Source organism: Micromonospora sp. C31, from assembly GCF_018070575.1.
Taxonomy (GTDB): Bacteria; Actinomycetota; Actinomycetes; order Mycobacteriales; family Micromonosporaceae; genus Micromonospora.
Genome location: NZ_JAGPXN010000031.1, coordinates 1 through 25,717, shown reverse-complemented (window position 1 = coordinate 25,717; position 25,717 = coordinate 1). Strand labels below are relative to the sequence as shown.

At 75.1% G+C, this 25,717-nt stretch carries 22 protein-coding genes; 2 read left to right on the top strand and 20 right to left on the bottom strand.

The genetic code is table 11. The annotated features are described in order from the left end of the window. From KBX06_RS26525 to ald, 6 genes are all read right to left on the bottom strand, one after another. Complete coding sequence (locus KBX06_RS26525) at positions 1 to 771, bottom strand: pseudouridine synthase (protein WP_210839712.1); 771 nt, start codon at positions 769 to 771, stop codon at positions 1 to 3. Then, complete coding sequence (scpB, locus tag KBX06_RS26520) at positions 758 to 1,750, bottom strand: SMC-Scp complex subunit ScpB (RefSeq protein ID WP_210839711.1); 993 nt, start codon at positions 1,748 to 1,750, stop codon at positions 758 to 760. Before scpB ends, KBX06_RS26525 begins: the two co-directional genes overlap by 14 nt. Then, entirely contained in the window at positions 1,747 to 2,991 is a 1,245-nt protein-coding gene (locus tag KBX06_RS26515) for a ScpA family protein (protein WP_374225679.1), read from the bottom strand. Before KBX06_RS26515 ends, scpB begins: the two co-directional genes overlap by 4 nt. A gap of 26 nt (positions 2,992 to 3,017) precedes the next feature. Then, the gene (locus tag KBX06_RS26510) at positions 3,018 to 3,941 is read right to left on the bottom strand and encodes a ParA family protein (RefSeq protein ID WP_121397670.1); all 924 of its coding nucleotides are present in this window, start codon (positions 3,939 to 3,941) and stop codon (positions 3,018 to 3,020) included. A 311-nt stretch (positions 3,942 to 4,252) separates the two neighbouring features. After that, on the bottom strand, positions 4,253 to 5,245 hold the full coding sequence (locus tag KBX06_RS26505; protein WP_210839729.1) for a site-specific tyrosine recombinase XerD: 993 nt from the start codon (positions 5,243 to 5,245) through the stop codon (positions 4,253 to 4,255). Between the two features lie 11 nt (positions 5,246 to 5,256). Continuing rightward, the gene (ald, locus tag KBX06_RS26500; RefSeq protein WP_210839706.1) at positions 5,257 to 6,372 is read right to left on the bottom strand and encodes an alanine dehydrogenase; all 1,116 of its coding nucleotides are present in this window, start codon (positions 6,370 to 6,372) and stop codon (positions 5,257 to 5,259) included. Positions 6,373 to 6,664: 292 nt separating this feature from the next. Here ald and KBX06_RS26495 point away from each other — a divergent pair, with 292 nt between their 5' ends. Next, positions 6,665 to 6,940 (top strand): TM2 domain-containing protein, encoded by a 276-nt coding sequence (locus KBX06_RS26495; protein WP_210839704.1) that lies wholly within the window; start codon positions 6,665 to 6,667, stop codon positions 6,938 to 6,940. A 68-nt stretch (positions 6,941 to 7,008) separates the two neighbouring features. Here the strand turns inward: KBX06_RS26495 and KBX06_RS26490 are convergent, their stop codons facing one another. The 13 genes from KBX06_RS26490 to KBX06_RS26430 form a co-directional block, all read right to left on the bottom strand. Continuing rightward, entirely contained in the window at positions 7,009 to 7,647 is a 639-nt protein-coding gene (locus KBX06_RS26490) for an NUDIX hydrolase (protein WP_210839702.1), read from the bottom strand. Next, positions 7,644 to 9,422, bottom strand: coding sequence for a CTP synthase (locus KBX06_RS26485; protein ID WP_210839701.1), 1,779 nt, complete (start codon positions 9,420 to 9,422; stop codon positions 7,644 to 7,646). Before KBX06_RS26485 ends, KBX06_RS26490 begins: the two co-directional genes overlap by 4 nt. Positions 9,423 to 9,572: 150 nt before the next feature. Then, positions 9,573 to 11,945, bottom strand: coding sequence for a hypothetical protein (locus KBX06_RS26480; protein WP_210839700.1), 2,373 nt, complete (start codon positions 11,943 to 11,945; stop codon positions 9,573 to 9,575). Next, the gene (locus tag KBX06_RS26475) at positions 11,945 to 13,105 is read right to left on the bottom strand and encodes a glycosyltransferase family 4 protein (protein WP_210839699.1); all 1,161 of its coding nucleotides are present in this window, start codon (positions 13,103 to 13,105) and stop codon (positions 11,945 to 11,947) included. Before KBX06_RS26475 ends, KBX06_RS26480 begins: the two co-directional genes overlap by 1 nt. A gap of 55 nt (positions 13,106 to 13,160) precedes the next feature. Next, the gene (murJ, locus tag KBX06_RS26470; RefSeq protein ID WP_210839698.1) at positions 13,161 to 14,861 is read right to left on the bottom strand and encodes a murein biosynthesis integral membrane protein MurJ; all 1,701 of its coding nucleotides are present in this window, start codon (positions 14,859 to 14,861) and stop codon (positions 13,161 to 13,163) included. Position 14,862: 1 nt separating this feature from the next. Next, a complete protein-coding gene (locus KBX06_RS26465) occupies positions 14,863 to 15,729 on the bottom strand; it encodes a hypothetical protein (RefSeq protein WP_210839697.1) in 867 nt (288 codons plus the stop codon). A gap of 61 nt (positions 15,730 to 15,790) precedes the next feature. Beyond that, positions 15,791 to 16,726, bottom strand: coding sequence for a copper transporter (locus tag KBX06_RS26460; protein ID WP_210839696.1), 936 nt, complete (start codon positions 16,724 to 16,726; stop codon positions 15,791 to 15,793). A gap of 27 nt (positions 16,727 to 16,753) precedes the next feature. Beyond that, positions 16,754 to 17,932: a putative cytokinetic ring protein SteA gene (gene steA, locus KBX06_RS26455; RefSeq protein ID WP_210839695.1), complete on the bottom strand. Its 1,179-nt coding sequence runs from the start codon at positions 17,930 to 17,932 to the stop codon at positions 16,754 to 16,756. A 119-nt stretch (positions 17,933 to 18,051) separates the two neighbouring features. Further along, positions 18,052 to 19,809 carry a DNA repair protein RecN gene (recN, locus tag KBX06_RS26450; RefSeq protein WP_210839694.1) on the bottom strand — a complete coding sequence of 586 codons (1,758 nt, stop codon included), beginning with the start codon at positions 19,807 to 19,809 and terminating at the stop codon, positions 18,052 to 18,054. A gap of 127 nt (positions 19,810 to 19,936) precedes the next feature. Further along, positions 19,937 to 20,821, bottom strand: a complete 885-nt coding sequence (locus KBX06_RS26445; protein WP_210839693.1) for an NAD kinase — start codon at positions 20,819 to 20,821, stop codon at positions 19,937 to 19,939. A 73-nt stretch (positions 20,822 to 20,894) separates the two neighbouring features. Continuing rightward, positions 20,895 to 21,755: a TlyA family RNA methyltransferase gene (locus tag KBX06_RS26440; RefSeq protein ID WP_210839692.1), complete on the bottom strand. Its 861-nt coding sequence runs from the start codon at positions 21,753 to 21,755 to the stop codon at positions 20,895 to 20,897. Positions 21,756 to 21,776: 21 nt separating this feature from the next. Next, on the bottom strand, positions 21,777 to 22,085 hold the full coding sequence (locus KBX06_RS28390) for a hypothetical protein (protein WP_210839691.1): 309 nt from the start codon (positions 22,083 to 22,085) through the stop codon (positions 21,777 to 21,779). A 28-nt stretch (positions 22,086 to 22,113) separates the two neighbouring features. Then, complete coding sequence (locus tag KBX06_RS26430) at positions 22,114 to 22,749, bottom strand: phasin family protein (protein WP_210839690.1); 636 nt, start codon at positions 22,747 to 22,749, stop codon at positions 22,114 to 22,116. A gap of 113 nt (positions 22,750 to 22,862) precedes the next feature. Here KBX06_RS26430 and KBX06_RS26425 point away from each other — a divergent pair, with 113 nt between their 5' ends. After that, a complete protein-coding gene (locus tag KBX06_RS26425) occupies positions 22,863 to 23,201 on the top strand; it encodes an SCP2 sterol-binding domain-containing protein (RefSeq protein ID WP_210839727.1) in 339 nt (112 codons plus the stop codon). A 22-nt stretch (positions 23,202 to 23,223) separates the two neighbouring features. Here the strand turns inward: KBX06_RS26425 and KBX06_RS26420 are convergent, their stop codons facing one another. Then, positions 23,224 to 24,660 (bottom strand): HAD-IIA family hydrolase, encoded by a 1,437-nt coding sequence (locus KBX06_RS26420; RefSeq protein ID WP_374225678.1) that lies wholly within the window; start codon positions 24,658 to 24,660, stop codon positions 23,224 to 23,226. Positions 24,661 to 25,717: the final 1,057 nt, after the last annotated feature.

Here is a 25,717-nt window from a genome sequence, read left to right as displayed (position 1 = left end):
TCAGTCACCCACGGCCTTGAACAGGGCGGCGACCTCCGCGTTGGTCAATCGCCGCGTCCGCCCCGCGCGCAGGTCGCCAAGCCGGATCGGCCCGATCGCGGTACGCACCAGCCGGCTCACCGGATGGCCCGCCTCGCCGAGGATCCGGCGGACGATGTGCTTGCGCCCCTCGTGCAGGCTCAGCTCGACCTGGGCGTTGCGTCCCAGCGTGTCCACCACCCGGAAGGAGTCGACCTTCGCCGGCCCGTCCTCCAGTTCCACGCCGGCCATCAGCCGCTTGCCGAGGTTGCGCGGGATCGGCCCGGAGACCTCGCACAGGTAGGTCTTCTGCACCCCGTACGACGGGTGCATGAGCTTGTGCGCCAGGGTGCCGTCGTTGGTGAGCAGCAGCAGGCCCTCGCTGTCGGCGTCGAGCCGCCCGACGTGGTAGACCCGCTGCTCGACGCGGTTGCCGAGGAAGTCGGCGAGCGCGCTGCGCCCCTTCTCGTCGGCCATGGTCGAGACGACCCCGCGGGGCTTGTTCATGGCCAGATAGACCAGTCGGGTGTCGGCGACGAGGCGCTCGCCGTCGACGTGGATCACGGCGGTGGCGGGATCGACCTTGTCGCCGAGCTGGGCGACCCGGCCGTCGACGGTGACCCGGCGGCGGAAGATCAGATCCTCGCAGGCGCGCCGGGAGCCCACGCCGGCGGCGGCCAGCACCTTCTGCAGGCGCTCGGCCCCCTCGAAGGCGGGCGCGTCGGGGCGGGGCGTGCGGTCATCGCGTGGCATCGGCAAGCTCTTCTACGTCGTCGGGAAGGAACGGGGCCAGCGGCGGGAGGTCGTCGACGCTGTTCAGCCCGAGCTTCTCCAGGAACATCGTGGTGGTCCGGTAGAGGAACGCCCCGCTGTCCGGTTCGGTGCCGCACTCCTCGACCAACCCGCGGGAGACCAGGGTACGGATCACCCCGTCGCAGTTGACACCCCGGATGGCGGAGATCCGCGACCGGGTGACGGGCTGCTTGTACGCGATCACGGCCAGTGTCTCCAGCGCGGCCTGGGTCAGCCGCGCGGACTGCCCGTCCAGTACGAACCGTTCCACGTAGGTGGCGTATTCCGGGCGGGTGTAGAGCCGCCAGCCACCCGCGGCCCGACGCAGCTCGAAGCCGTGTCCGGCGGCCGTGTAGCCGGCGGCGATCTCGTCCAGCATCGGCCCGATCCGCTCGGCGGGCTGCTCCAGCACCTGCGCGAGGACCAACTCGCTGACCGGCTCGTCCACCACCAGCAGGATCGCCTCCAGCGCCCCGCGCAGCTCCGCGTCGTCTAGTTCCGGGGCCGGCTCGGGCACCGGGGCCGCCCGCCGCCGCCCCGCCGCACCCTTCGCCGGCAGGCCCCGACCACCCCGACCCTCCCCGCCGCCCGCCTCCCCGGACCCACCGGCCGCCCCCGGCCCGCCGCCCTCTCCCGCCCCGCCGGCCTCTCCCGGCCCGCCGGCCTCTCCCGGCCCGCCGCTCTCCCCCGCCCCGCCGGCCGCCCCCGCCCCGCCGGCCGTCCCGGACCCGCTGACCTCCAGGGCTGCGGCCGCCGCTGCGGACTCCGCCGCACGGGCAGGATCTCCCGAGATCTTGGTAGGTTCCGGCCCCTTTGGGGGCGCGGAGTTACCAAGATCTTCGGGTTCGAGGGCTGCGGAGGGGACCGTGGGGCGCTGCCAGGGCGGTACCCAGGCGGCGGCCTGGTCGGCCAGGGAGTCCCGACGCTCGTCGCTGCTCATCCCGCTCGTCCCTCCGTCGTCGCCGTCCCGTTCCCGTCCGCCGGCACACCACGCGCCGGCCCGCTGCCCTCCGCCACCGAGCCGTTGGCAGGCGCCGCACCTGCCGCCGCCCCGCTGGGCACGGGGGCCGAGCCGGCCTCGTCCACAGCCGTCCCGCTGGCCGCCACCGCGCCGGGGCCGGCCTCGTCCGGCGTACCGTCCGGCACCGGCCGCCGCTCGGCCGACGCCGCCGGCAGCGGGCCGGAGCCCGCCGGCTCGGGCGCCGTCGGGGCCGGCTCGGCCGGGGTGCCCGCGTACTCGTCGACGTGCAGGTCGGGGCCGCCCTCGGCGGGACCGGTCCAGCGTACGGTCAACTCCTCCAGCGCCTGCTCCTGCACGAAGGCGACCAGGCCCTCCCGGTAGAGCTCCAGCAGGGCCAGGAACCGGGCCACCACCTCCAGGGTGGCCTCGCAGTCGGCGCAGAGCAGCGAGAAGGTGGCGGTCCCGACCCGGCGCAGCCGCTCGGTGAGGATCCCCGCGTGCTCCCGGACGCTGACGCGGACCATGTGCACGTGGGCGATGGACACCTCGGGTACCGGCTTCGGCGTCATCGCCCGCACCGCCAGCTTCAACAGCCGCTGCGGCCCGATGCCGAGGACCAGGTCGGGCAGCGCCTCGGCGTAGCGGGGCTCCAGGGTCACCGCGCGGGGGTAGCGCCGGCCGCCAACCTCCTCCAGCGCGGCGATGTGCGCCGCCGCCTCCTTGTACGCCTTGTACTGCAACAGCCGGGCGAAGAGCAGGTCCCGCGCCTCCAGCAGCGCCAGGTCCTCCTCGTCCTCGACCTCGGCGGCGGGCAGCAGCCGGGCCGCCTTCAGGTCGAGCAGCGTCGCGGCGATGAGCAGGAACTCGCTGGCCTCGTCCAGGTCCCACTCGTCGCCCATCGCGCGGATGTAGGCGATGAACTCGTCGGTGACCCGGTGCAGCGCCACCTCGGTCACGTCCAGTTTGTGCTTGCCGATCAGCTGGAGCAGCAGGTCGAACGGCCCGGTGAAGTTCGCCAGCCGGACGGTGAACCCGCCGCTCTCCGCCGCCGCCTCGGACATCTCGGCCGGCTCCGTCGGCGCCTCGGCGAGGGCCCCGCCCGTCGGATCCGTCGGCACCTCGGTGACGGCCTCGGCGGCCCGTACGGGGGGCTGCTCCGGCGTCGTCGGAGGGTCGAGGGACGGCGCGGTCACCGGGAGACCGTAGTCCACGCCCCGCAGGACCGGGTGCGAAGGTGCATCCCGGCCTACCGTTCGGCCTGGGCGGCGATCACCTCGCGGGCCAGCTGACGGTAGTTGCGGGCACCGGACGAGGCCGGGTCGAGCGTGGTGATCGGGGCACCGGCGACGGTGGACTCGGGGAACTTGACGGTCTTGGTGATCACCGTCTGGTAGACCTTGTCGCCGAACGCCTCCACCACCCGCTGGAGCACCTGCCGGCAGTGGGTGGTGCGGCTGTCGTACATGGTGGCGAGAATGCCCTCGAGCTCCAGGTCGAAGTTGAGCCGCTCGCGCACCTTGTCGATGGTGTCGAGCAGCAGGGCCACCCCACGCAGGCTGAAGAACTCGCACTCCAGCGGGATGAGCACGCCGTGCGCCACGGTCAGCGCGTTGATCGCCAGCAGGCCCAGCGAGGGCTGGCAGTCGATCAGGATGTAGTCGTACTCCTTGCGGACCGACCGGAGCACCCGGGCCAGGGCCATCTCCCGGGCCACCTCGTTGACCAGCTGGATCTCGGCCGCGGAGAGGTCGATGTTGGCCGGCAGCAGGTGCAGCCCCGCCACGTCGGTCTTGATCAGGACGTCCTCTGCGGTGACGTCGTCCTGCATCAACAGGTTGTAGACCGACAGGTCGAGGTTGTGTGGGTTGACCCCCAGCCCGACCGAGAGGGCGCCCTGCGGGTCGAAGTCGACCAGCAGCACCTTGCGGCCGTACTCGGCCAGCGCGGCGCCCAGGTTGATGGTCGTAGTGGTCTTGCCAACGCCGCCCTTCTGGTTGGCCATCGCGATGATCCGGGCCGGGCCGTGCCGGTCGGTCGGCATCGGCTCGGGGATCGGCTTGCGCATCGTGTATGCCGCCGGATCCGCCGGACCGAGATCCGCTCCGAGCGTGGCCTGCTGCTCGCGGAGCTCCGACGTCCAGGTCTCGGCACGGTCACCGTTGCCAGCCATGTGCTCGTTGCCCCCTCCCGACGACCACCCGGCGTCGGAGCCGTCCGACGTCCTTCGCGGCGCCGCTGCGCACCCCGGTCTGCATCACCGTCGCCCCAGGAGGTCCGCGCCGATGCCGACTGTACGCCACCGGCCCGCGGCCCGGTCGCACCCGTTCGGCGTGTCGCCGCCCCGCCGACCAGGCCAGCCACCGGCAACGTCCACCCCGCACCGCTGCGTGGACCGTCGCGCCACCCGTGCCGGCCGGCGGCGGCCACCCCGGGCGGGCCGCCCGGCGGTCGATCCCGCCCCCGGGCCGGGGCCGGGCGGGATCAACCCCGCGCCCGGGGGTGGGCGGTGGCGTACACCTCGCGCAGCCGCTCGACGGTGACCAGGGTGTAGACCTGGGTGGTGGTCACCGAGGCGTGGCCGAGCAGTTCCTGCACCACCCGCACGTCCGCGCCGCCGTCGAGCAGGTGGGTGGCGTAGGAGTGACGCAGGGTGTGCGGGGAGACCGCCTGCGCACCGTCCACCGACAGACCGGCCCGCTCGGCGGCACGGCGCAGGATCGTCCAGGCGCCCTGCCGGGTCAGCGGGCCGCCGCGGGCGTTTAGGAAGACCGCCGGGGTACCCCGGCCGGCGGCGGCCAGCGCGGGCCGGGCCCGCACCAGCCAGGCCCGCACCGCCTCGACCGCGTACCCGCCGATCGGGACCAGCCGGGTGCGGCCGCCCTTGCCGCGCAGCAGCACCGTGCCCTCGCCGACGTCCAGGTCGTCCACGGCGGCGCCGACCGCCTCCGAGATCCGCGCCCCGGTGCCGTACAGGAACTCCAGCAGCGCCCGGTCGCGCAGCGCGAGCGGCGCCTGGTCGCCGGCGGCCGTCAGCGACCCGGCCGTCTCCAGCAGCCGGGCCACGGCGTCGACCGGCAGCGCGCGGGGCAGCCGGCGCGGCGGTGTGGGCGGGCGGACGTCCCGGCTCGGGTCGGCGCCGGCCAGCCCCTCGCGCAGCGCGAACCGGTGCAGCCCGCGCACCGCGCTGGCCGCCCGCGCGGCGGAGGAGACCGCGAGCGGCGGATGCTCCTCGTCGCCGGCGCGCAGCCGGGCCAGGTGCGCCTCGACCTGCCCCGGGCCGACGGCGGCCAGGTCCGGCACGCCGGCCACCGCCAGGGTGGCCAGGTAGCGCTCCAGGTCCCGACGGTACGACGAGAGCGTGTTCGCCGACAGTCCCCGCTCGACGGTGAGGTGGTCGAGGTAGCCGCGCACGGCACGACGCAGGGCCGGCGCGGGTTCTGTGCCCGCGCCGGCCCCGTCCGGTGTGCCGGTCAGCCCGCCACCCCTCAGACCAGCGCGTCGGCCAACGCGAGGGCCGGCATGCCGTGCGCCTCGGCGACCGGGCCGTAGGTGACCTGGCCGTCGTGGGTGTTCAGGCCCAGCGCCAGCGCCGGGTCGCGACGCAGCGCCTCGCGCCAGCCGTGGTTGGCCAGTTCCAGGGCGTACGGCAGGGTGACGTTGGTCAGCGCGTAGGTGCTGGTGTGCGGCACCGCGCCCGGCATGTTCGCCACGCAGTAGAAGATCGAGTCGTGCACCTGGTAGGTCGGCTCGGCGTGGGTGGTGGGACGCGAGTCCTCGAAGCAGCCGCCCTGGTCGATGGAGATGTCGACCAGCACGCTGCCGGGCTTCATCCGGGCGACCAGCTCGTTGGAGATCAGGGTCGGGGCCTTCGCCCCGGGCACCAGCACCGCGCCGATGACCAGGTCCGCGTCCAGCACGGCCCGCTCGATCTCGTACGCGTTGGAGGCCACCGTCTGCAGGTGACCGCGGTAGATGGCGTCGGCCTGGCGCAGCCGGGCCACGTTCTTGTCCAGCAGCAGCACCTCGGCCTGCAGGCCGAGCGCGATCGCGGCGGCGTTCATGCCGGAGACGCCGGCGCCGATGACCACCGTCTTCGCGGCGTACACGCCGGAGACGCCGCCCATCAGGATGCCGCGCCCGCCGCCCTGACGCTGGAGGTGGTAGGCGCCCACCTGCGGGGCGAGCCGACCGGCCACCTCGGACATCGGGGCGAGCAGCGGCAGCGACCGGTCGGGCAGCTCGACGGTCTCGTACGCGATGCCGGTGACCTTGCGGTCGACCAGCGCGTCGGTGCACGCCTTCGAGGCGGCCAGGTGCAGGTAGGTGAAGAGCACCTGCCCCTCGCGCATCCGGTGGTACTCCTCGGCGATCGGCTCCTTGACCTTGAGCACCAGCTCGGCGGTCTCCCACACCTCGTCGGCGGTGGCCAGGATCTTGGCCCCGGCGGCGGCGAACTCGTCGTCGCCGATGCTGGACCCGACCCCGGCGCCGGACTCGACGAAGACCTGGTGACCGCTGCGGACGAACTCGTTGACGCCCGCCGGCGTGATCGCCACGCGGTACTCGTGGTTCTTGACCTCGCGTGGGATTCCGACCTTCACGATGCAGACACCTCTCTTCGGGGCTGCGCTCCCCCGACTGCTCGGTGCCACGGCGGCCCCTTTGCCGCCGCGGTCCACCGGTCCCGCCGGCGGCAGTCTAGGCGCGTCGCCACCTCCGGGGAGGCAGCACACTGACATCCGGTGCCGGCACACGCTGACGAAGTGTCAGGCGTGAACGGCACCGGCGGCGAGGCCCGCACCTCAGCCGTCAGGACAGTGTTCAGCCAAAATCGTCCCACTCTTCGGATGCCGCTGCGGACAGGACCCGAGTGGATCACTAGGGTGTCGCCTCATGACCACACCTCCTTACCAGCCCGGTTACCCCAACCAGCCCGGGTACCCGTCGGGCGTGTCCGACAAGAGCAAGGTCGTCGCCGGCGTCCTGCAGATCGTGCTGGGCACCTTCGGCGTCGGCCGCTTCTACATGGGCGACACCAAGACCGGCGTCATCCAGCTCGTCGTGTCCCTCGTGACGTGCGGCATCGGCGGCATCTGGGGCCTCGTCGACGGCATCCTGATCCTGATCAACGGTGGCGTCGACGGGCAGGGCCGGCCGCTGCGCGACTGACCGACCCGGAACGACGAAAGGGGCCGTGCGGCGTAGCGCACGGCCCCTTCACGTTCTCTCTGCCCGGCTCAGCCCGGCAGGGGCGCGTCGACCCGCCGCAGCGCCGACCAGCCGGTGTCGCGGGCCCGGGCGGCGGCGAGCAGCCCGGCCACGCAGGAGGCGTTGGTGATCTCGCCCGCGAGGACCATACCGACCGCCTCGTCCAGGTCGATGCGGACGACCTGGAGGTCGGCCTCCTCCTCGCGGCGCTCGTGCCGCCGCTCCGCCGGCACGTCGGTCAGGTCCCGGGCCAGGAAGACCCGGACCAGCTCGTTGGTGAAGCCGGGCGAGCTGTGCAGGTCCACCAGGACGTCGATCCGCCCGGCGGTGAGGTCGACCTCCTCGGCCAGCTCCCGGACCGCGGCGGCGGCCAGGTCCTCGCCGGAGACGTCGGTCAACCCGGCGGGCAGCTCCCACAGGTGCCGCCCGACCGGGTGCCGGTACTGGCGGATCAGCACCACCTGGCCGGCGGAGTCGAGCGCCACCACGGCGACCGCGCCGACGTGCCGGACGAAGTCGCGCACGCCCGTCCCGCCGCCCGGCATGGTCACCTCCTCGCTGACCACGTCGAAGATGCGGCCCCGGTAGCGCTCGGTGCGCGAGCGCACCTCGTAGCGGTGCGCCACGGCACTCGCCCCGCTGTCGGGCTCGACGGTGCGGTCGCTCACGAGGCTGACGTCGCCTTCGCGGCAGCGCCGCCGTTGCGGGCGGCGTTCGTCGCCGCCGCGCTCCCGGTCGCGTCCAGCTTCGCCGCGCTTCCAGCCGCGTCGAGGTCGACCGGGAGCTGGTCGGCCTCCGAGTAGGCCACCGCCGCCTTGACGAAGGAGGCGAACAGCGGGTGCGGCCGGGTCGGCCGGCTCTTCAGCTCCGGGTGCGCCTGGGTGGCGACGAAGAACGGGTGCAGGCCCCGGTCCAGCTCGATGAACTCGACCAGCCGCCCGTCGGGCGAGGTGCCGGAGATGTGCAGGCCCGCCTTGGTCAGCGCGTCGCGGTAGGCGTTGTTCACCTCGTAGCGGTGCCGGTGCCGCTCGCTGGCCTCGGTGTCGCCGTACGCCTCGGCGACGAGCGAGCCCTCGGCGAGCGCCGCCGGGTACGCCCCCAGCCGCATGGTGCCGCCCAGGTCGCCCCTGCCGGCGACGATGTCCTCCTGGTCGGCCATCGTGGCGATGACCGGGTGCGCGGCCTCGGCGTCGAACTCCAGCGAGTTGGCGCCCTCCAGGCCGGCCAGGTGCCGGGCCACCTCGATGGTCATGCACTGCAGGCCGAGGCAGAGGCCGAGCAGCGGGATGCCGTTCTCCCGGGCGTAGCGGGCGGTGCCGATCTTGCCCTCGATGCCGCGCACCCCGAAGCCACCCGGGATGACGACGCCGTCCACGCCGGACAGGGCGGCCGCGGCGCCGGACGGGGTGACGCACTCGTCGCTCGGCACCCAGCGCAACTGCACCCGGGAGCGGTGGCCGAAGCCGGCGGCCCGGATCGCCTCGCTCACCGACAGGTAAGCGTCGGGCAGGTCGACGTACTTGCCGACCACGGCGACGGTGACGGTGTGCCGGGGCTGGTGCACCCGGTCCAGCAGGTCGTCCCAGCTGGTCCAGTCGACGTCGCGGAAGGACAGACCGAGCCGGCGCACCACGTACGCGTCGAGACCCTCGCGGTGCAGCACCTTGGGGATGTCGTAGATGCTCGGCGCGTCCGGGGCGGCGGTGACGGCCTCGCGGTCGACGTCGCAGTAGAGCGACAGCTTCTGCTTGACCTTGTCGGGGATCTCCCGGTCGCAGCGCAGCACCAGCGCGTCGGGCTGGATGCCGATGCTGCGCAGCTGGGCCACCGAGTGCTGGGTCGGCTTCGTCTTCAGCTCCCCCGACGGCGCCAGGTACGGCACCAGCGAGACGTGCAGGTAGAAGCAGTTGTCCCGGCCCAGGTCGTGACGGACCTGGCGGATCGCCTCCAGGAACGGCAGCGACTCGATGTCGCCGACGGTGCCGCCGACCTCGGTGATCACCACGTCCGGGACCTGGCCGTCGTCGTCCGGGTCGGCCATCGCCAGGATCCGCGACTTGATCTCGTTGGTGATGTGCGGGATGACCTGGACGGTGTCGCCCAGGTACTCGCCGCGCCGCTCCTTGGCGATCACCTCCGAGTAGATCTGGCCGGTGGTGACGTTCGCCTTGCCGGAGAGCGCCCGGTCCAGGAACCGCTCGTAGTGCCCGACGTCGAGGTCGGTCTCCGCGCCGTCCTCGGTGACGAAGACCTCGCCGTGCTGGAACGGGTTCATCGTCCCCGGGTCGACGTTGAGGTAGGGGTCGAGCTTCTGCATCACCACGCGCAGGCCGCGCGCGGTGAGCAGGTTGCCGAGGCTGGAGGCGGTGAGGCCCTTACCCAGCGAGGAGGCGACTCCCCCGGTGACGAAAATGTGCCTGGTCGTCCGTGCTGATGGGGCCAAGGCCTGCTCCCGTGTCGTCCGTCGCGGTCGTGCAGACCGCCGTGCCGATCAGCCAAGTGATCACGCGATCCACGGGATTCCACGGTAACACCTCTCCCGGCCCGCCCGCCGGGCGCACCCGGGCCGGGCCGCGGCACGTCGGGCGCGGACTCAGGAGGCGGTGACCTCGGTCGATGACCGGCCGGCCGGCGCGTGCTCTCCGGCGGCGGCGCCGGCCGGTGGCCCCTGCGCCCCGGTCGCCGGGCCCGGCGCGCGCGGGGCCGGGGCCGTCGGCGCCGGGGCCGGTTCCACGCCCCGCTCCGGGGTACGGGCGGTGCCCGCCCCCGCGCCGGTCGGGGCCGGGCGGTCCGGGCCGTCGCCGTCGCGTCCCCCGCCGGTGCCCCCGCCCGACCCGCCGGGCCCCTCGTCGCGCTGCCGGCCCGCGTCGGGCAGCGTCCGGTCGGTGGAGTGGTCCAGCACCCGCAGCGCGGCCAGCGCCGCCATCGGCACCACCAGGGCGGCGGCCGCGCCGGCGACGTCCAGGGCGTCGCCGCGCAGCACCCCGCCGATCACCGCGGCGACGGCGGTGCCGGCCATCGCCGCCCGCATCGCCGGGTAGATGCCGAACAGCCGCTTCAGCCCGCCCCACGGCTGGAGCAGGGCGAACCAGACCAGCAGGCCGCCGGCCAGTGCCAGCACCGTCAGCGGGCTGTTCACCAGCGTCTCGAAGTTCGCCGTGCTGGAACGGTGCACGGTCAGCCCGCCGGTGCCGTCACCCACGGCGGCCAGGAAGCGGCCGAGGCTGCCCCGCTCGGCGGCGGGCCGGCGCAGGTCGAGCACCGCGAAACCGATGGTCAGCGCCAGCCCGGCCATGGTGGCCCAGGCCAGCCGGCTGACGGTCAGCCACCCGCCGGCGCTGATCGCCGCGGCGACGCTCAGCCCGGCGGTCAGCGCAATGGCACCGATCGGATCGGCTCCCAGGTACGGGCTGCCGACGACCAGCACGGCCGCGCCGCCGACGGCCACCATCACGGGCGGCCGCCAGGACCGGCGCACCCGCTGGGCCAGCCACCCCGCGCTCAGCAGGGCGCCGGCAAGGAACACGCCGAGCCCGACGGTGCCCAGCCCGGCGTACCGGCCGCCCTCCAGGGCGGAGTAGCCGACCACCCCGTTGAGCTGGAGGCGGGCGCCGGTGAGCACGTCCATGCCCACGGTCAGCGTGGTCAGGCCGGCCACCGCACCGAGCGGGCCGAGGGTGGCCGCGTGCCCGGGCGCGAGCCGGACCACGGCGGTCGCGGCGACCATCAGCAGTACGGTCACCCCGGCGAAGTACACGCCCGCGTGGTCCCCGCGCCACCAGGGCACGGCGTCGGCGAGCAGGGCCGCCGGCACGGCGAGGGCCGCCGCGATCAGCAGCAGCTCCACGACCGCCACCACCCGGGGCGACACCGGCTCCGGGCCGTACGGGCCGGCGTGCCGGCGGGCCCGGCGCAGCAGCGGCAGCACCGCCACGGCCAACAGCACCTGGGCGCCGACCAGCAGGGTGAAGAACCAGTCCGCCACCCGCCGCTGGGCGGCGGCCTCGCGGTCGGCGTCCGCGGGCTCGGCGATCGCGGCGGCGAGGTCCGCCGGCCGCCCGCCGACCGACTCGGCCGGCCGACCGAGGAAGAGCCGCTCCGGCATCGACCGGCCCAGCGCGGTGAGCGCGGTCGGCGCGAGGTCGACCAGTTGCAGGTAGCCCTCCCGGCCGGTGCTGGCGGAGGTGAGCCACCCGCGTTCCCAGCCCGGCCCGTCGGCCACGACGACGTGCAGCCGCGACGGCGCGTCGGTGTCGGACACCCCGGCGACGAGCACCAGCGAGCGGGGCGGCCGGGCGGCCAGCACCCGGGCCAGGCGGGCGTCGGCCTCGCGGGCGGCCGCGGCCCGGGCCGCCGGGTCCTCACCGGCCACCGTACCGAGGTCGACGATGCTCAGCACGCAGGAGCCGAGCAGGTTGGCCGGGTCCGCGGGAAGCGCCGGGGCGTACCGGTCGACGCGGCCGAACGGCCGGGCGGCGGCGACGGCCGCGCCGGGCCCGACCGCCACCGAGCAACGCACCGACTCCGACAGCGCGCCGGGCACCGCGCCCCAGGGCAGCCGCTCCTGGTTGTGCAGGACCACGCTCTCCTGGTCGGGCAGGTTCGCGCCGATGCCGTCGGGCTGCTCGACCGTCACCTGGGCCGGTGGGCAGCCGCCGGCCTGCCGGCTGCCGTTCCAGGCGGCGTAGCTGCCCGCGCCGAGGGTCAGCCAGCCGTCCACGGGGCAGGTCGGCCGGTGCGCGGAACGGACCGACAGCGAGCCGATCGAGCCGTCCTGGGCCATCCGCCACAACGTCGGCGTGGTCTGCGGGTCGACGTCCTCCCAGCGCAGCCCAGCCACCCCGGCCAGCACCACGAAGTCGGCGGTGCGCCCGGGGGCCTCCCGGTCGGGGCGGGCGGTCAGCGCGGTGATGCCCAGTGCCACCACGACGAGGGTCAGCAGGATCGGGGCGATTCTGCGCCGCATCAGCGGCGCCCCGTCGACGGGGCGTCGGCGCCCGGGGCCCCCGGCCCGGCGGTGTCCGGGGCCAGCTCGGCGTAGAGCGCCGCCAGTTGGGCGAGGGTGTCGGCCTCGGTGGGCCAGGTGGCGGCCCGGGCAGCGCCGCGCCGCCCCAGCTCGGCCCGCCCGGTCCCGTCGTCGAGCAGGTCGCGTACGGCCGCGTCGACGGCGTCCACGTCCCCCGGCGGCACCAGCACCGCGGCGTCGCCGACCAGCTCCGGCAGGCCGCCGACCCCGGTCGCCACCAGCGGTACGCCGGCCCGCATCGCCTCCTGCGCGAAGAGCTGACGGGCCTCCCAGTCGCTGGTCACCAGCGCCAGGTCGGCCCCGGCGAGCAGGTCGCCCACGTCGGTACGGTGCCCCAGCAGGGTCACCGGGGCCCGGGCGGCGGAGATCCGGGCGGCCAGCGGCAGGTAGGCGGGACCGCTGCCGGCGATGACCACCACCGGCGCCGGTTTCCGCGTACGCCACCGGGCAGCCGCGTCGATGAGCACGTCGTACCGCTTCTGGGGATGCAGCCGGCCGACGGAGAGGATCAACGGCTGGTCCGGGGCGACGCCGAACTCGGCGCGGACGGCGGCCCGGCGGCGGCGCGGCGCGGGCAGTGCCGGCGCGGCGACCGGGGCGAGCCGGGCGTCCGTCGCGCCCAGCGCGGTGGCCCGTTCGACCAGGTCGGCGGACGCGCCGAGCGCCACCCGGGCGCCCCGGGCCACGACCCGCTCGACGACGCGGGACACAGCGCCGCGCAGGCCGCCCGCGAGCACCGCGTTGTGCCAGCTCACCACGAGCGGGGCGGCCGGGCGGGCGAGCACGGCCACGAGCCCGGCGCGCAGGCCGTGGGCGTGCAGCACGTCGACCTCCTCGTCGGCGAGCGCCCGGCGTAGCGCGGTGACCGCCCGGGCGTCGGCCGGGGTCGGGCTGGCCGGGATCTCCACCGGCAGGAAGCGGGCGCCGGCGCCCGTGAAGTCGAACTGCTCCTGGGTCGCGGCGGGCCCGCAGACCAGCACGGAGGTGCCCGCGGCGGTCAGGCCCCGGGCCAGCGAGCGGACGTGCTGCCCCACGCCGCCGGTGCTGGAGGCGAGCAGCAGCGCCACCGTGCCGCGCCGGTCGGGAACCGCTGCCGTCACCGCGACCACCCCCGCCCGTCGGTCGCCGTCGGCCGGTCACCCGTCCTGCACCCGCTCACCGGGACACCGTCTCCTTCCCGTCACCCCGTTCCGGGGGGATGTCGCCCTCGCCCGTTGCTTCGGCGGGGGCCGCCGGCCCGCGCCGGCCCGCCCTGCCCAGCCGCCGGAGCACCACGGCGAGCAGCGGCTTCACGTCCCGCCGGTCGATCAGCCAGACGACGGCGAGGAACACGACGCCGACCAGGACTCCGGACAGCATGCCCTGCACGAGTGCGCCCGGTGTCGTCGGGGTGCCGCCGGTCGCCGCGTCGAGCCCCCGGGCGACGGCCGTTCCGGCGAGCGCGGCCAGGGTGCCGGCGAGCACCCCGGCGCCGCCGGCGCGGGCGGCGCCGGCGAGCGCGGGAGGCCCGGCAGCGCGGCGCACCGCGACGAGCAGCAGCCCGCCGAGCAGGACCATCCCGGCCGAGTTGGCCAGGGCGACCGCGAGCACCCGGTCCGCCACCGGCAGGAGGACCGACAACGGCACCGCCACCACCGGCACGGCCAGCCAGCCGACGCCGATGGCGACGGTGGCGGGGCGGGTGGCCCCCCGGGCGTAGAGGGCGCGGGAGAGCACCGCGAAGAGGCCGTAGCCGAGCAGCCCGGGGGCGAAGCCGACGATGCCCGCGGCGGTGGAGCCCGGGTCGCCCGGGTAGAAGAACGCGGCGACCGGCCCGGCCGTGCCGACCAGCGCCGCCGCGCCGAGGCAGCTGAACAGCAGCACACCGCGCACGGTCGAGGAGAGCGTGCGCCGGTAGTCCTCGTCCCGTCCCGCGGTGGCGGCGGTCGCCAGCGTCGGGTACGCCGCCACCGCCAGGGGCACCGCCAGCACCGCCCAGGGCAGCAGGTACATGGTCTGGGCCAGGTTGAACACCTGCGGCGAACCGGTCGGGCCGCCGGAGACCCGCTTGAGCAGCACCAGCAACGCGAGCTGCTGCGCGGTGACGGTGACCGCCCCGGCAACCGCCAGCCCGCCGACCCGCGCCCGCGCGTCGGGCGGGAACGCGTACCCCGGGCGGGGCCGCAGGCCCAACCGGCGCAGTGGGATCAGCAGCGACAGCGACAGCACCACCACGCCGAGCGTGGTGCCGGCCGACAGGATCAGTTCGCCGCCGCCGCTCACCTGCGCCACGCCGACGCCTCGTCCCTCGGCGCCGCCGAAGACGAGGTAAACCACGATCACGGTGAGGCTGGACAGCAGCGGCGCGATCACCGGCCAGGCGAAGCGGCGGTGGGCCTGGAGCACCCCGGTCAGCACGATCCCGATGCCGTAGAGCGGCAGTTGCGGAGCGAAGACCCGCAGCATCCGCGCGCCGGCCGCCAGCTCGGCCTCGGAGCGCCCCTCGCTGAGCAGCGACACGATCGGGCCGGCCGCCACCGCGACCAGGACAGCCAGCGGGACCAGCAGGGTGACCGTCCAGGTGAGCAGGGCCCCGGTGGTGGCGGCCACCGCGCGCCGGTCACCGGCCGCGACCGGCCCGGCCAGCAGCGGTACGACCAGGCTCGCCAGCGCGCCACCGGCCACGATCTCGAAGATGATGTTCGGCGCGGTGTTGGCGATGACGTACATGCCACCGAGGTCGCTCTTCTGCACGACCCAGGTGAAGACGGCGGTACGGCCGAAGCCGGCGAGCCGGCTGAGGACGGTGAGGACGGCGATGAGCGCGGCAGCTCCGGCGACGCGGCCGGCGCCGGCGAGGGGTGCCGGGGTCGTCACGTCAGTCGGCGCGTCGACCCAGTGCGTCGAGCTCGCGCAGCCCCGGGGTGCGCTGGATGACCTGGGTGAAGCTCACCCTCTCGCTGGCCGCGGTGAGCCCGGCGAGCACGGCGAGCAGCCCGGCCCGCCCGAGAGGCCCGGTACGCGCGGCCAGCGCCACGCCGAGCAGCGCGCCGAGCGCGTTCGCGCCGCTGTCGCCGAGCATCACGTCCTCGCCGAGGTCGGCGGGGAGCAGACCGGCGGCGGCGCCGACGGCACCGGCGGCGATCCCGCCGTGCGGGCCGCCGGCCAGCGGGGCACCGAGCAGGAGGCCGGACTTCAGCGCCCGGCCGGGACGCAGGTCGAGCAGGTTGAGCAGGTTCGCGGTGCCGGCGACGACACCGGCGCCGAGCAGCACGTCGACGCCCCGGCCCAGCGGGCCCTGCCGCTGGCGGCGCCAGTGCCCGGCGACCCGGGGGTCGGCGGCGAGCAACGCGGCGGCGCCGAGGCCGGCGGCCCCAACCCCGACGACCTTGACCATTCCCGCGGTGACCCGACCCTCGCGCAGCGCGGCCAGGTGCCCGGCGAAGCCCTTGGCCGCCTTCTGCTCGGGCCGTGCCCCGACCACGTCGTCGTAGAGGCCGACCGTGCCGGCGCCCACCCCCGCGACCAGGGCGGCGGCGCCCGACGGGCCGCTGGAGGCGCCGAACGCGCCCGCCGCGGCGGCGCCGGCCGCGAGAGCGGGGCCGGCGGCCAGGCTCACGGTGCGGCCACGGAAGTTGGTGCGCTCCAGCGCGGGCCCGGCCGGCGAGGTGCGCACCTCGCGCAGCGCGTACCGGGCGGCGGCGGCGCCCGCCCCGGCGATCAGCAGTCGACCGAGCAGACTCACGCCTCTCCCTCCCGCCGTGCGTCGGCGAGGCTGGATCCGGACACCGGGGTACGTCGTCGCGTCACTGGGGCAGTCTAGGCAGCAGGGTGGCGTTGTCGGCGACGCCGTACTGCCCGGCCTTCTTCTCCGTGACCTGCTGCACCAGCGCGAGGGCGGTGACCAGCTGGCCCTGGACGGTGTTGGCGTTGTCGACGGTGGAGATGGTCTGCACCAGCACGGGGTCGCTGCGCACGGCGGCCACCAGGTTTCCACCGGCCGAGCCGTTGCCGCCCACGACGAGCGTCCCGGCCTGGTCGAACTGCTCGGCGACCTTCAGCACCGACTCGTCCTTCTTCGCCGAGTCCTTGTCCACGTACGGCTGCCCGCTGACCAGGACGGCGGCCTCCGCCGACGCGGTGACCGGCTTCTCGGTGGTCAGGTAGTTGGCGTTGACGTAGGCGGCGAGCACCGCCCGCCGGTCGGCCTCGGTGACGGGGGTGGCGCCGGCCGCCCGGTCGAGCAGGACGCTGGCCAGCAGCGCGCTGGACGTCTCGACACCGTTGCTGTTGCTCGGCAGGTCGGCGGTCGGCGCGCTGGTGGGGCGCGCGGCGGTGACTGCCAGCTCCAGCAGGTTGTTGTTGTTGTCCGGGTTGATGAACTTGTCCTGCAGGTCGACGCGGCTCACCTGGGCCCCGGCGAGCTGGAGCATCTTGACCACGCCCTCGGTGTGGTCGCGCCCGGTGGGCAGGCCGACGACCAGCACCCGCTTGTCGGTCAGCTTGCCGGGCAACAACAACTCCGCTGTCTGGGCCGCGAACTCCTCCTCGAGCTCCAGCTCCTTCTCCATGCTCTGGACCGCCTGGCGCATCTGCTGGTTGTCCTTGCGCAGCGCGTTGACGTTCTCCTTGAGCGAGTCGGCCACCGGGCCGTTCAGGGCGGCGGTGCCGACCACGAGACCGATCGCCAACGCGAGGAAGACCGCGGTCAGGGAAACCACGTGGTACCGGAAGTTGATCACACCTGTCGCCTCTTGGTCGGTGGGACGCTAGAAAAGCTGTTCGAGCTGGAACACGAAATTGTTCCACCACTCGGAGACCACGCCCAAATACGCCTTGCCGACGGTGGAGACCGCCACGGCCGACGCCATCGCCGCGATCGCGGAGAGCACCAGCAGCAGCAGCGACGACCCGGAGATGCTCTGCCGGTAGAGCCGGCTCACGCCCTTGGCGTCGACCAGCTTGCCGCCGACCTTGAGCCGGGTCAGGAACGTGGAGGCCATCCCGCCGCGGCCCTTGTCGAGGAACTCGACCAGCGTGGCGTGGGTGCCGACGGCGACGAGCAGCGAGGCGCCCTTCTCGTCGGCCAGCAGCATGGCAAGGTCCTCGCTCGTGGCCGCCGCGGGGAAGGTCACCGCCGGTACGCCGAGGCCGTTGACCCGGGCCAGGCCGGGCGCGCGACCGTCCGGGTAGGCGTGCACGATCACCTCGGCGCCGCAACGCAGCACGTCGTCGGTGACCGAGTCCATGTCTCCGATGATCATGTCCGGCGGGTAGCCGGCCTCGACCAGCGCGTCCGCGCCGCCGTCGACGCCGATCAGGACCGGCTTGAACTCGCGGATGTAGGGGCGCAGCACGTCCAGGTCGGCCTTGTAGTCGTAGCCGCGCACCACGATCAGGCAGTGCCGCCCCTGCATCTCGGTCTGGATCTCGGGCACGCCGACGCCGTCGAGGAGCAGGTCGCGCTCCTGACGGAGGTAGTCCATCGTGTTGGCGGCGAACGCCTCCAACTGCACCGAGAGCCCCTCCCGGGCGTCGGCCATGGCCTTGGCCACGGTCTCGGCGTCCTGGAGGCTGCCGTGCGCCATCGGCTCGTCGCCGACGAAGACGGTGTTGCCCTCGATCCGGACGGTGTCGCCCTCGCGGATCCGCTCGAAGACCCCCTCCCCCAGGTCGTCCAGGAGAGGAATACCGGCAGCGACCAGCACCTCCGGCCCAAGGTTCGGATATCGGCCGGAGACCGACGGCTTCGCGTTGAGCACGGCGCCGACACCGACGGCGACGAGCGAGTCGGCGGCGACCCGGTCGAGATCGACATGGTCGATGACCGCGATGTCACCGGGGCGGAGCCGGCCGACCAGGCGTTTTGTCCGGCGGTCGAGGCGCGCGGTGCCGAAGATCCTGCCCGGTTCCGCGTTCCGGGTCCGGCGCAACGTGGGTAGACGCATCGTGACCATCCTGGCATGTGAGGCAGGCAAATCTGTCGCGACATGCCTGAGCAGGGCCGCCTACCCAGGGAAGCACATTACCGCGCAGGCCGGTGTGCCTGTGCTCACAATCGCCGACCTCACGGGCGCCTTTCCCTGGCCGCCACGGCGAGCAGCTCCTCGGCGTGCGCGATACCCAGGTCGGAGTCGGGCAGACCGGCGAGCATCCGGGCCAGTTCCCGGGCGCGCTCGGTGTCCTCCACCACCCGCACCCCGCTCGTGGTGACCGCCCCGCCCGTGTCCTTCGCCACCACCAGATGCCGGTCGGCGAACGCGGCCACCTGCGGCAGGTGGGTGACGACCAGCACCTGGTGGCTGCGGGCCAGCCGGGCCAGCCGCCGGCCGATCTCCACCGCGGCCTGCCCGCCGACCCCGGCGTCGACCTCGTCGAAGACCAACGTGGGCGGCCCACCCGAGCCGGCGAAGACCACCTCGATGGCGAGCATCACCCGGGACAGCTCGCCGCCGGAGGCGCCGCGCTGCAACGGCAGCGAGGGAGCGCCCGGATGGGCCAGCAGCCGCAGCTCCACCTCGTCGCCGCCGTCCGGGCCGACACCGACCTCGGTGCCGTTGACCGGCAGGGTCGGCTCGGCGCGGCCGGCGGCGCGGGGCAGCACCGCCACCTCGATCCGGGCGTGCGGCATGGCCAGCCCCGCCAGCTCGACGGTGACCTGCTCCGCGAAGCGGGTCGCCGCCTCCTGTCGCGACGTCGACACCCGGCCGGCCAGGTCGGCCACCTCGCCGGCCAGCCGGGCTGCCTCCCGGTCCAGCTCGTCCAGGAGGTCGTCGGAGGTGTCGAGGTCGGACAGGCGGGTGCGGGCACGTTCGGCCCAGGCGATCACCCCGTCGACGTCGTCGGCGTACTTGCGGGTGAGCGCACGCAGCGCCGCCCGCCGCTCGTAGACGGTCTGCAACCGCGCCGGGTCGGCGTCGAGCGCGGCGAGGTAGGCCGACAGCTCGGCCGAGACGTCCGTGACGAGCGTCGCCGCCTCCTCCAGCCGCCCCGCCAGCTCGCCCAGCGCCGGGTCCGTGCCGGCCTGCGCCTCCAGGGTGCGCCGGGCGGTGCCGAGCAGCGTTGCCGCGTCCGGGGTCTCGTCGGTCGCCTCCACGCCGCCGGCCACGCACTGGTGGGCCACCTGTGCCGCGGTACGCAGCCCCTCGGCATGCTCCAGCCGCTGTGCCTCCGCCTTCAGCTCGTCGTCCTCTCCGGGCTGCGGGTCGACCCGGGTGATCTCGTCGAGGCCGAGGCGCAGCAGGTCGGCCTCCTGGTTGCGCTCGCGGGCGTTGCGCCGCCGGTCGGTCAGGTCGTCGACCACCGCGCGCCAGCGGGCGTACGCCTCGCGCAGCGCGTCGAGCAGCTTCTCGTGCTCCGCGCCGGCGAAGCGGTCGAGCGCGGCCCGCTGCTCGGCCGGCCGCAGCAGCCGCAGCTGGTCGGACTGGCCGTGCACGGCCACCGCCTGCTCGCCCACCTCACCGAGCATCGACACCGGCATGCTCCGCCCGCCCAGATGCGCGCGGGAGCGCCCCTCCACGGTGACCGTGCGGCTCAGCAGCACCGAGCCGTCCTCGTCGGGCTCGCCGCCCGCGTCGGTGATCCGCGCGTGCACGGTGGCGGCGACGCGGCCCGCGAGCCGCAGGCGGCCCTCGACCACCGCCCGGCCCGGCTGGGCGCGCACCCGGCCGGCGTCGGCACGCCCGCCGAAGAGCAGGCCGAGACCGGTGACCACCATGGTCTTGCCCGCACCGGTCTCGCCGGTGATGACGTTCATGCCGCCGGTCAGCGGCAGCGTGGTGTCCTCGATGACGCCCAGTCCGGTGATGCGCAGCTCTTCCAGCACAGCAACCGACAGTAGACGCGGCCCCCGACACTTGACCAGCCGGCGTTGGCGTGCCGGTGCGTCCGCCCGCCGACACCGCCGCCGGGGCCGCCCGGGCGTGGACGGCCGGCGGCGGCCCGCCGCAGGGTCACCGACGGTTGCCGCGCCAGCCCTGCACGGGCAGGTCGAACTTCGCCACCAGCCGGTCGGTGAACGGGCGGTCCCGCAGCCGCACGACGCGCACCGGCAGCGCGCCGCGGCGCACCGTGACCCGCGCCCCCGGCGGCAGGTCGTAGACCCGCCGGCCGTCGCAGGACAGCACCGCGAGGGTGGTGAACGGGTCGACGGTGATGACGAACGTGGACGTGGGCGCGGTGACCAGCGGCCGGCTGAACAGCGCGTGCGCGCTGATCGGCACCAGCAGCAGGGCCTCCACCTCCGGCCAGACCACCGGCCCGCCGCCGGAGAACGCGTACGCCGTCGAGCCGGTGGGGGTCGCGCAGACCACCCCGTCGCAGCCGTAGCGGGACAGCGGTCGGCCGTCGACGTCGACGAGCAGCTCCAGCATCTGGGCGCGCTCGCCCTTCTCGACGCTGATCTCGTTGAGCGCCCACGACTCGATGGTGGGGCCGCCGTCGAACTCGGCGGTCACGTCGAGGGTGAGCCGCTCGTCGACGGTGTAGTTGCGCTCGACCACGTCGCGCACCGCGCTGTCCAGGTCGTCGATCTCGGCCTCGGCGAGGAAGCCGACCTTGCCCAGGTTGATGCCGATCAGCGGCACCTTCGCCGGGCGGGCCAGCTCCGCCGCGCGCAGGAAGGTGCCGTCCCCGCCGAGCGCGAAGACGATCTCCGCGCCCTCGGCCGCCTCCAGGCCGGTCGTCGGGACCACCCCGGGCAGGTCGAGGTCCTCGGCCTCCTCGGCCACGACGCGCACCTCGAAGCCGGCCGAGATCAGGTCGGCGGCGACGGCACGGGCGTGCTCCGTGCTGCGCCGACGACCGGTGTGCGTCACCAGCAGTGCCGTGCGGCTCACCGGGACCGCCGCCCCGTCACATCCGCGCGGCGTCCGCGCAGCACGCCCGCGACCGCGGGGCTCGCCAGCTCACTCACCCGGCCACCTCCTCCGTCGCCGCGTCCGGCCGGTCACCGGAGCGCACCGGGCCACCCGGCCCGGCGGTCACCACCGCGCGCACCCGCTCCGGGTCGGCCGGCGGTGCGTCCCGGCGTAACCATACGAAGAACTCGACGTTGCCGCTCGGCCCCGGCAACGGGCTCGCGGCCACGTCGGCCAGGCCGAGGTCGAGCCGGGCCGCCGCGGCGGCCACGTCGAGCACGGCCTCCGCCCGCAGCAGCGGGTCGCGGACCACCCCGCCGGCACCCACCCGCTCCTTGCCGACCTCGAACTGCGGCTTCACCATCAGCGCCAGGTCGCCGTCGGGCCGGGTGCACCCGGCCAGCGCCGGCAGCACCAGCCGCAGCGAGATGAACGACAGGTCGGCGACCGTGAGGTCGACCGGCCCGTCGACGACCTCCGGCGTCAGCGTACGGACGTTGGTGCGCTCGAAGACCCGTACCCGGGGGTCGTTGCGCAGCGGCCAGGCGAGCTGCCCGTAGCCGACGTCGACCGCGACCACCTCCGCCGCGTCGGCGCGCAGCAGCACGTCGGTGAAGCCGCCGGTGGAGGCGCCCGCGTCGAGGCAGCGCCGGCCGGCCACCGCCAGCCCACCCGGCGCGAAGGCGGCCAGCGCGCCGGCCAGCTTGTGCCCGCCCCGGGAGACGTACTCCGAGCCGGGGTCCTCGCCGGTGACCAGGAGCGGATCGGCGGGGTCGACCATCGCGGCGGGCTTGCGGGCCGGCACGCCGCGCAGCTGGACCCGGCCGGCCTCCACCAGCGCGGCGGCCTGTTCCCGGGACCGGGCCAGGCCGCGGCGGACGAGTTCGGCGTCCAGCCGGTTACGACGTGCCATGCGTGGTTCTTCTCCGGTCGGTCAGGCCTGGTCGATGGTCGCGAGGGTCTCCCGCAGCGTCTCGTACGCCGCCTCGTACTGCGCGATCTGGTCCGCCGGGGCGAGCGTGGCGGCGTTGGCCAGCGCCCGTACTGCGGCGTCCACAGCGGGATGCCGGTCGTCGCCCAGATCCTCGGCGGGCTCCGGCAGCGGCGGCGGGCCGGGACGCGGGCCCGGCCGGGCGGTGGGCGCCGGCCCGGGCCGCGGGAAGCCGGACGCGGGCCCGTGGCCGGCACCCGGCGGGCCGGGACGGGCGCCGGGCGGCGGCCCGGGGCGGAAGGGACCGCTCACGACCCGCCCCCGGCCAGGGCCGGGCGGGTCACGCCTCGCCCTGCGGCGGCCGCTTGCGGGCCGGCGCCTTCTTCGCCGGACGGGCCGGCTCCGCCGCGCCCTCGGCGGGGGCGAGGGCGGACGGCGCCCGCTTGGCGACGGCCTTCTTGGCCACGGCCTTCTTGGCGACGGCCTTCTTGGCGACGGCCTTCTCGGCCAGCGCCTTCTTCGCCACGGCAGGCCCCGCGACCGCCACGGGGGCCGCCGAGGTCGGCACGGCCGGCTCGGCGGCGCCCGGGACCACCGAGGACCCGGCAGCGGCTGCCCCGGGGTTCGACGACTCCGCGCCATCGGCGGGCACCGGCAGCGGGGCACCGGGGGTCGCCTTGGCGTCGCGGAGCTGACGTTCCAGCTCGTGCACCCGGCGCGTCAACTCGGCGACCTCGTCGGCGGTGGCGAGCCCCACCGCGCCGAGGGCACGATCCACCTCGAACCGCACCAGCTTGGTCAGCGACTCACGGTTGGCCGCGCCGGTGGAGACCAACTCCTCGGCGAGGGTCTGCAACTGGGCGGCGGTCGCCCCGCCCGAGCCGACAGCCCGGCGAACCGCGTCCTGGGCCTTCTTCCGGGGCGCCTCCGTCAGGCCCATGGCCAGCTCGAGGTAGGCGCGCCACGCGTCCTGCATGCCTGATTCCTTCCGCGGGGCGGGGGTGTGCAGGTGCCACGCTACCGGGCACCCCGCGACGCCCCGTGCGGTACGGTGCCGGGGACGGCGTGGTGAGCGGTGAGGGGGCGGTCGTGGCCAGCGTGGACGAATGCCGGCAGGCGCTGCGGGATCTGGCGGCCAGGCTGGACCGCGACGCGGAGACGGTGCGGGAGAAGGTCGACTTCGAGCGGACGCTGGCCTGCCGCGTCACCGACATCGGGACCGCCTTCCACGGCCGGCTCTGCGGCGGTCGGCTGGTCGACCTGGCCGACGGCGACGACCCGAAAGCCAAGATCGCGCTGAGCACCGGCAGTGACGACCTGCTCGCGCTGGTCCGCGGCGAACTCGACATCACCCGCGCGGTCACGTCCCGACGGGTGTCGATCAAGGCGAACCCGCTCGACCTGATGAAGCTGCGCAAGCTGCTCTGAACGGTCGCCGGCCCGCAGGCGGTCAGCCGGACAGGCCGAGTTCGGCCAGTGCCTTCTCCGCCTCGGCCGACCCGGGCCGGATCCGCGCCGACCGCGCCGACCAGGCGGCCGTGCAGAGCACCGCCAGGGCGTCCAGCGGGCGGCCAGCCCCGGACAGCTCCAGCGTGTCGCCCCGCGGGGCCACCGACCATCCGCCGGCGTTCGCCGGGCCCGGGACCCGCACGACGGCGGCCGGGTCGAAGAGCCCCGCCAGGTCCATCGAGACGTACGTCGGCCTGCGGTGCGCCGGAGCGGCGAGCAGTTCGGCCGCGTCGCTCACGCCGGTGAGCACCAGCAGGCTGTCCAGGCCGGCCCGCCGGGCGCCCTCGATGTCGGTGTCCAACCGGTCGCCGACCAGCAACGTCCGGCCCTGCCCGGCCCGGCGGGCCGCCGTGGTGAACAGGGCCGGCTCGGGCTTGCCGACGACCACGTCGGGATCCCGGCCGAGCGCCGTGCGCAGCACGGCGACCAGGGAACCGTTGCCCGGCAGTGGCCCCCGGCCACTGGGCAGGGTCGGGTCGGCGTTGGTGGCGACCCAGGTCGCGCCGCCACGTACGGCCACCGAAGCCTCGGCCAGGTCCGCCCAGCAGACCTGCGGGCCGAACCCCTGCACCACCGCGAGCGGGGACTCGTCGGCCCGGGACACCGGGCTGAGCCCCACCGCGCCCAGCTCGGCCCGCAGTGCCTCGGTGCCGACGACCAGCACCGCGGCGCCGGCCGGAAGCCGGTCGCGAAGCAGCTCGGCGGCGGCCGCCGCGGAGGTGAGCACCTCTTCGGGCCGGGCGGGCACGCCCATCCCGGTGAGCAGGTCGGCCACCTCGCTGGAGCGGCGCGAGGCGTTGTTGGTCGCGTACGCCACCGACCGGCCCTCGGCGTGCAGCCGGCCCACCGCCTCGACCGCGCCGGGGATCGGCCGGTCGATCAGGTAGATCACGCCATCCAGGTCGAAGACGACCAGGGCGTACCCGTCGACCAGCCGTTCCCCGGCATCCGTCGTCATCGCTTCGCGGTGTCCGACCCGCCGGAGACGGTGGGCTCGCCACCACCGGCGCCGGCCCCGTTGTCGTCGCCGACCCGTCCGGCGGCGCCGCCATCCGCCTCGTCGTCGGTCAGGTCGCCCGCCGGCCCCGCCGCGACCGCGGCCTGCGGCTCGTCGTCCTCGCCGTCGCTGTCGGCGTCGGTGTCGGCGGTGTCGGCGGTGTCGGTGTCGGCGGTGTCGGTGTCCTCGGCGTCGGCGTCGGCGGTGTCGGTGTCCGGCCGGGCCAATACCGCACCCGGGTTGCCGGGGCCGGCGGCAGACTCCTCGGCGGACTCCTCGTCCTCCTCGTCGCCCTCGATCACCACACCGTCGAGCTCCAGCAGCCGCTCGGCGGCGTCGGTCTCGCTCTCGGCGTCGACATCGGCCGCCCGGGAGAACCACTCCCGAGCCTCCTCGCGACGACCGACGGCCAGCAGCGCGTCGGCGTATGCGTAACGCAGCCGCGCCGTCCACGGCTCAGCCGTCTCGCTCGTCAGCTCGGGAACCTGGAGCATGGCCACGGCGGCGTCCTTCTGGCCCAGGTCACCGCGCGCCCCGGCCGCCACGATCAGCAGCTCGATCGCCACGGCCTGGTCCAGCTTCTCCCGGTCCGCACCACGGAACAGGTCGATCGCCCGCTCCGGCCGACCCAGCGCCCGCTCGCAGTCCGCGAGCACCGCCAGGTGGCTCTGCAACCCGCTCATCCGGTGGTATGTGCGCAGCTCCGCGATCGCGGTCTGCCACTCCCCCGCGTGGTACGCGGCCAGGCCGACCGCCTCGCGGACGGCGGCGATCCGGGACGCCAGCCGACGGGCCGCCAACGCGTGCGCCAGCGCCTCGGCGGGGTCCTCGTCGATCAGCTGACCCGTCGCCACCAGGTGCCGGGCGACCGTCTCGGCGACCGGCTTCGCCAGCGAGAGCAGCTCAGCCCGGACGTCCTTGTCGAGGTCGGTCGCGACGATCTCGTCGGGCAGCACGGGGGACGCCGCACGCTCCCGCTCCGCCTCCGGGCGCTCCCGCCGCTCGTCACGACGCTCTGAGCCACGGTAGCCGCCCTCACGGTCGCCACCGCGGAAGCCGCCCTGCCTGTCGCCACCGCTCCGGTAACCACCCGGACGGTCGCCGCCCTCACGACGGTCACCACCGCGGTAGCCACCTTCACGCGGCGGACCCGAACGGAAACCACCCTGGCGATCGCCACCCTCGCGACGCTCGCCGCCACGGAAACCGCCCTCGCGGTCACCACCACGGAAGCCACCCTGGCGATCGCCGCCCTCACGACGGTCACCACCACGGAAACCGCCCTCACGCGGCGGACCCGAACGGAAACCACCCTCACGACGGTCACCACCACGGAAACCGCCCTCACGCGGCGGACCCGAACGGAAACCACCCTCACGACGGTCACCACCACGGAAACCGCCCTCACGCGGCGGACCCGAACGGAAACCACCCTCAC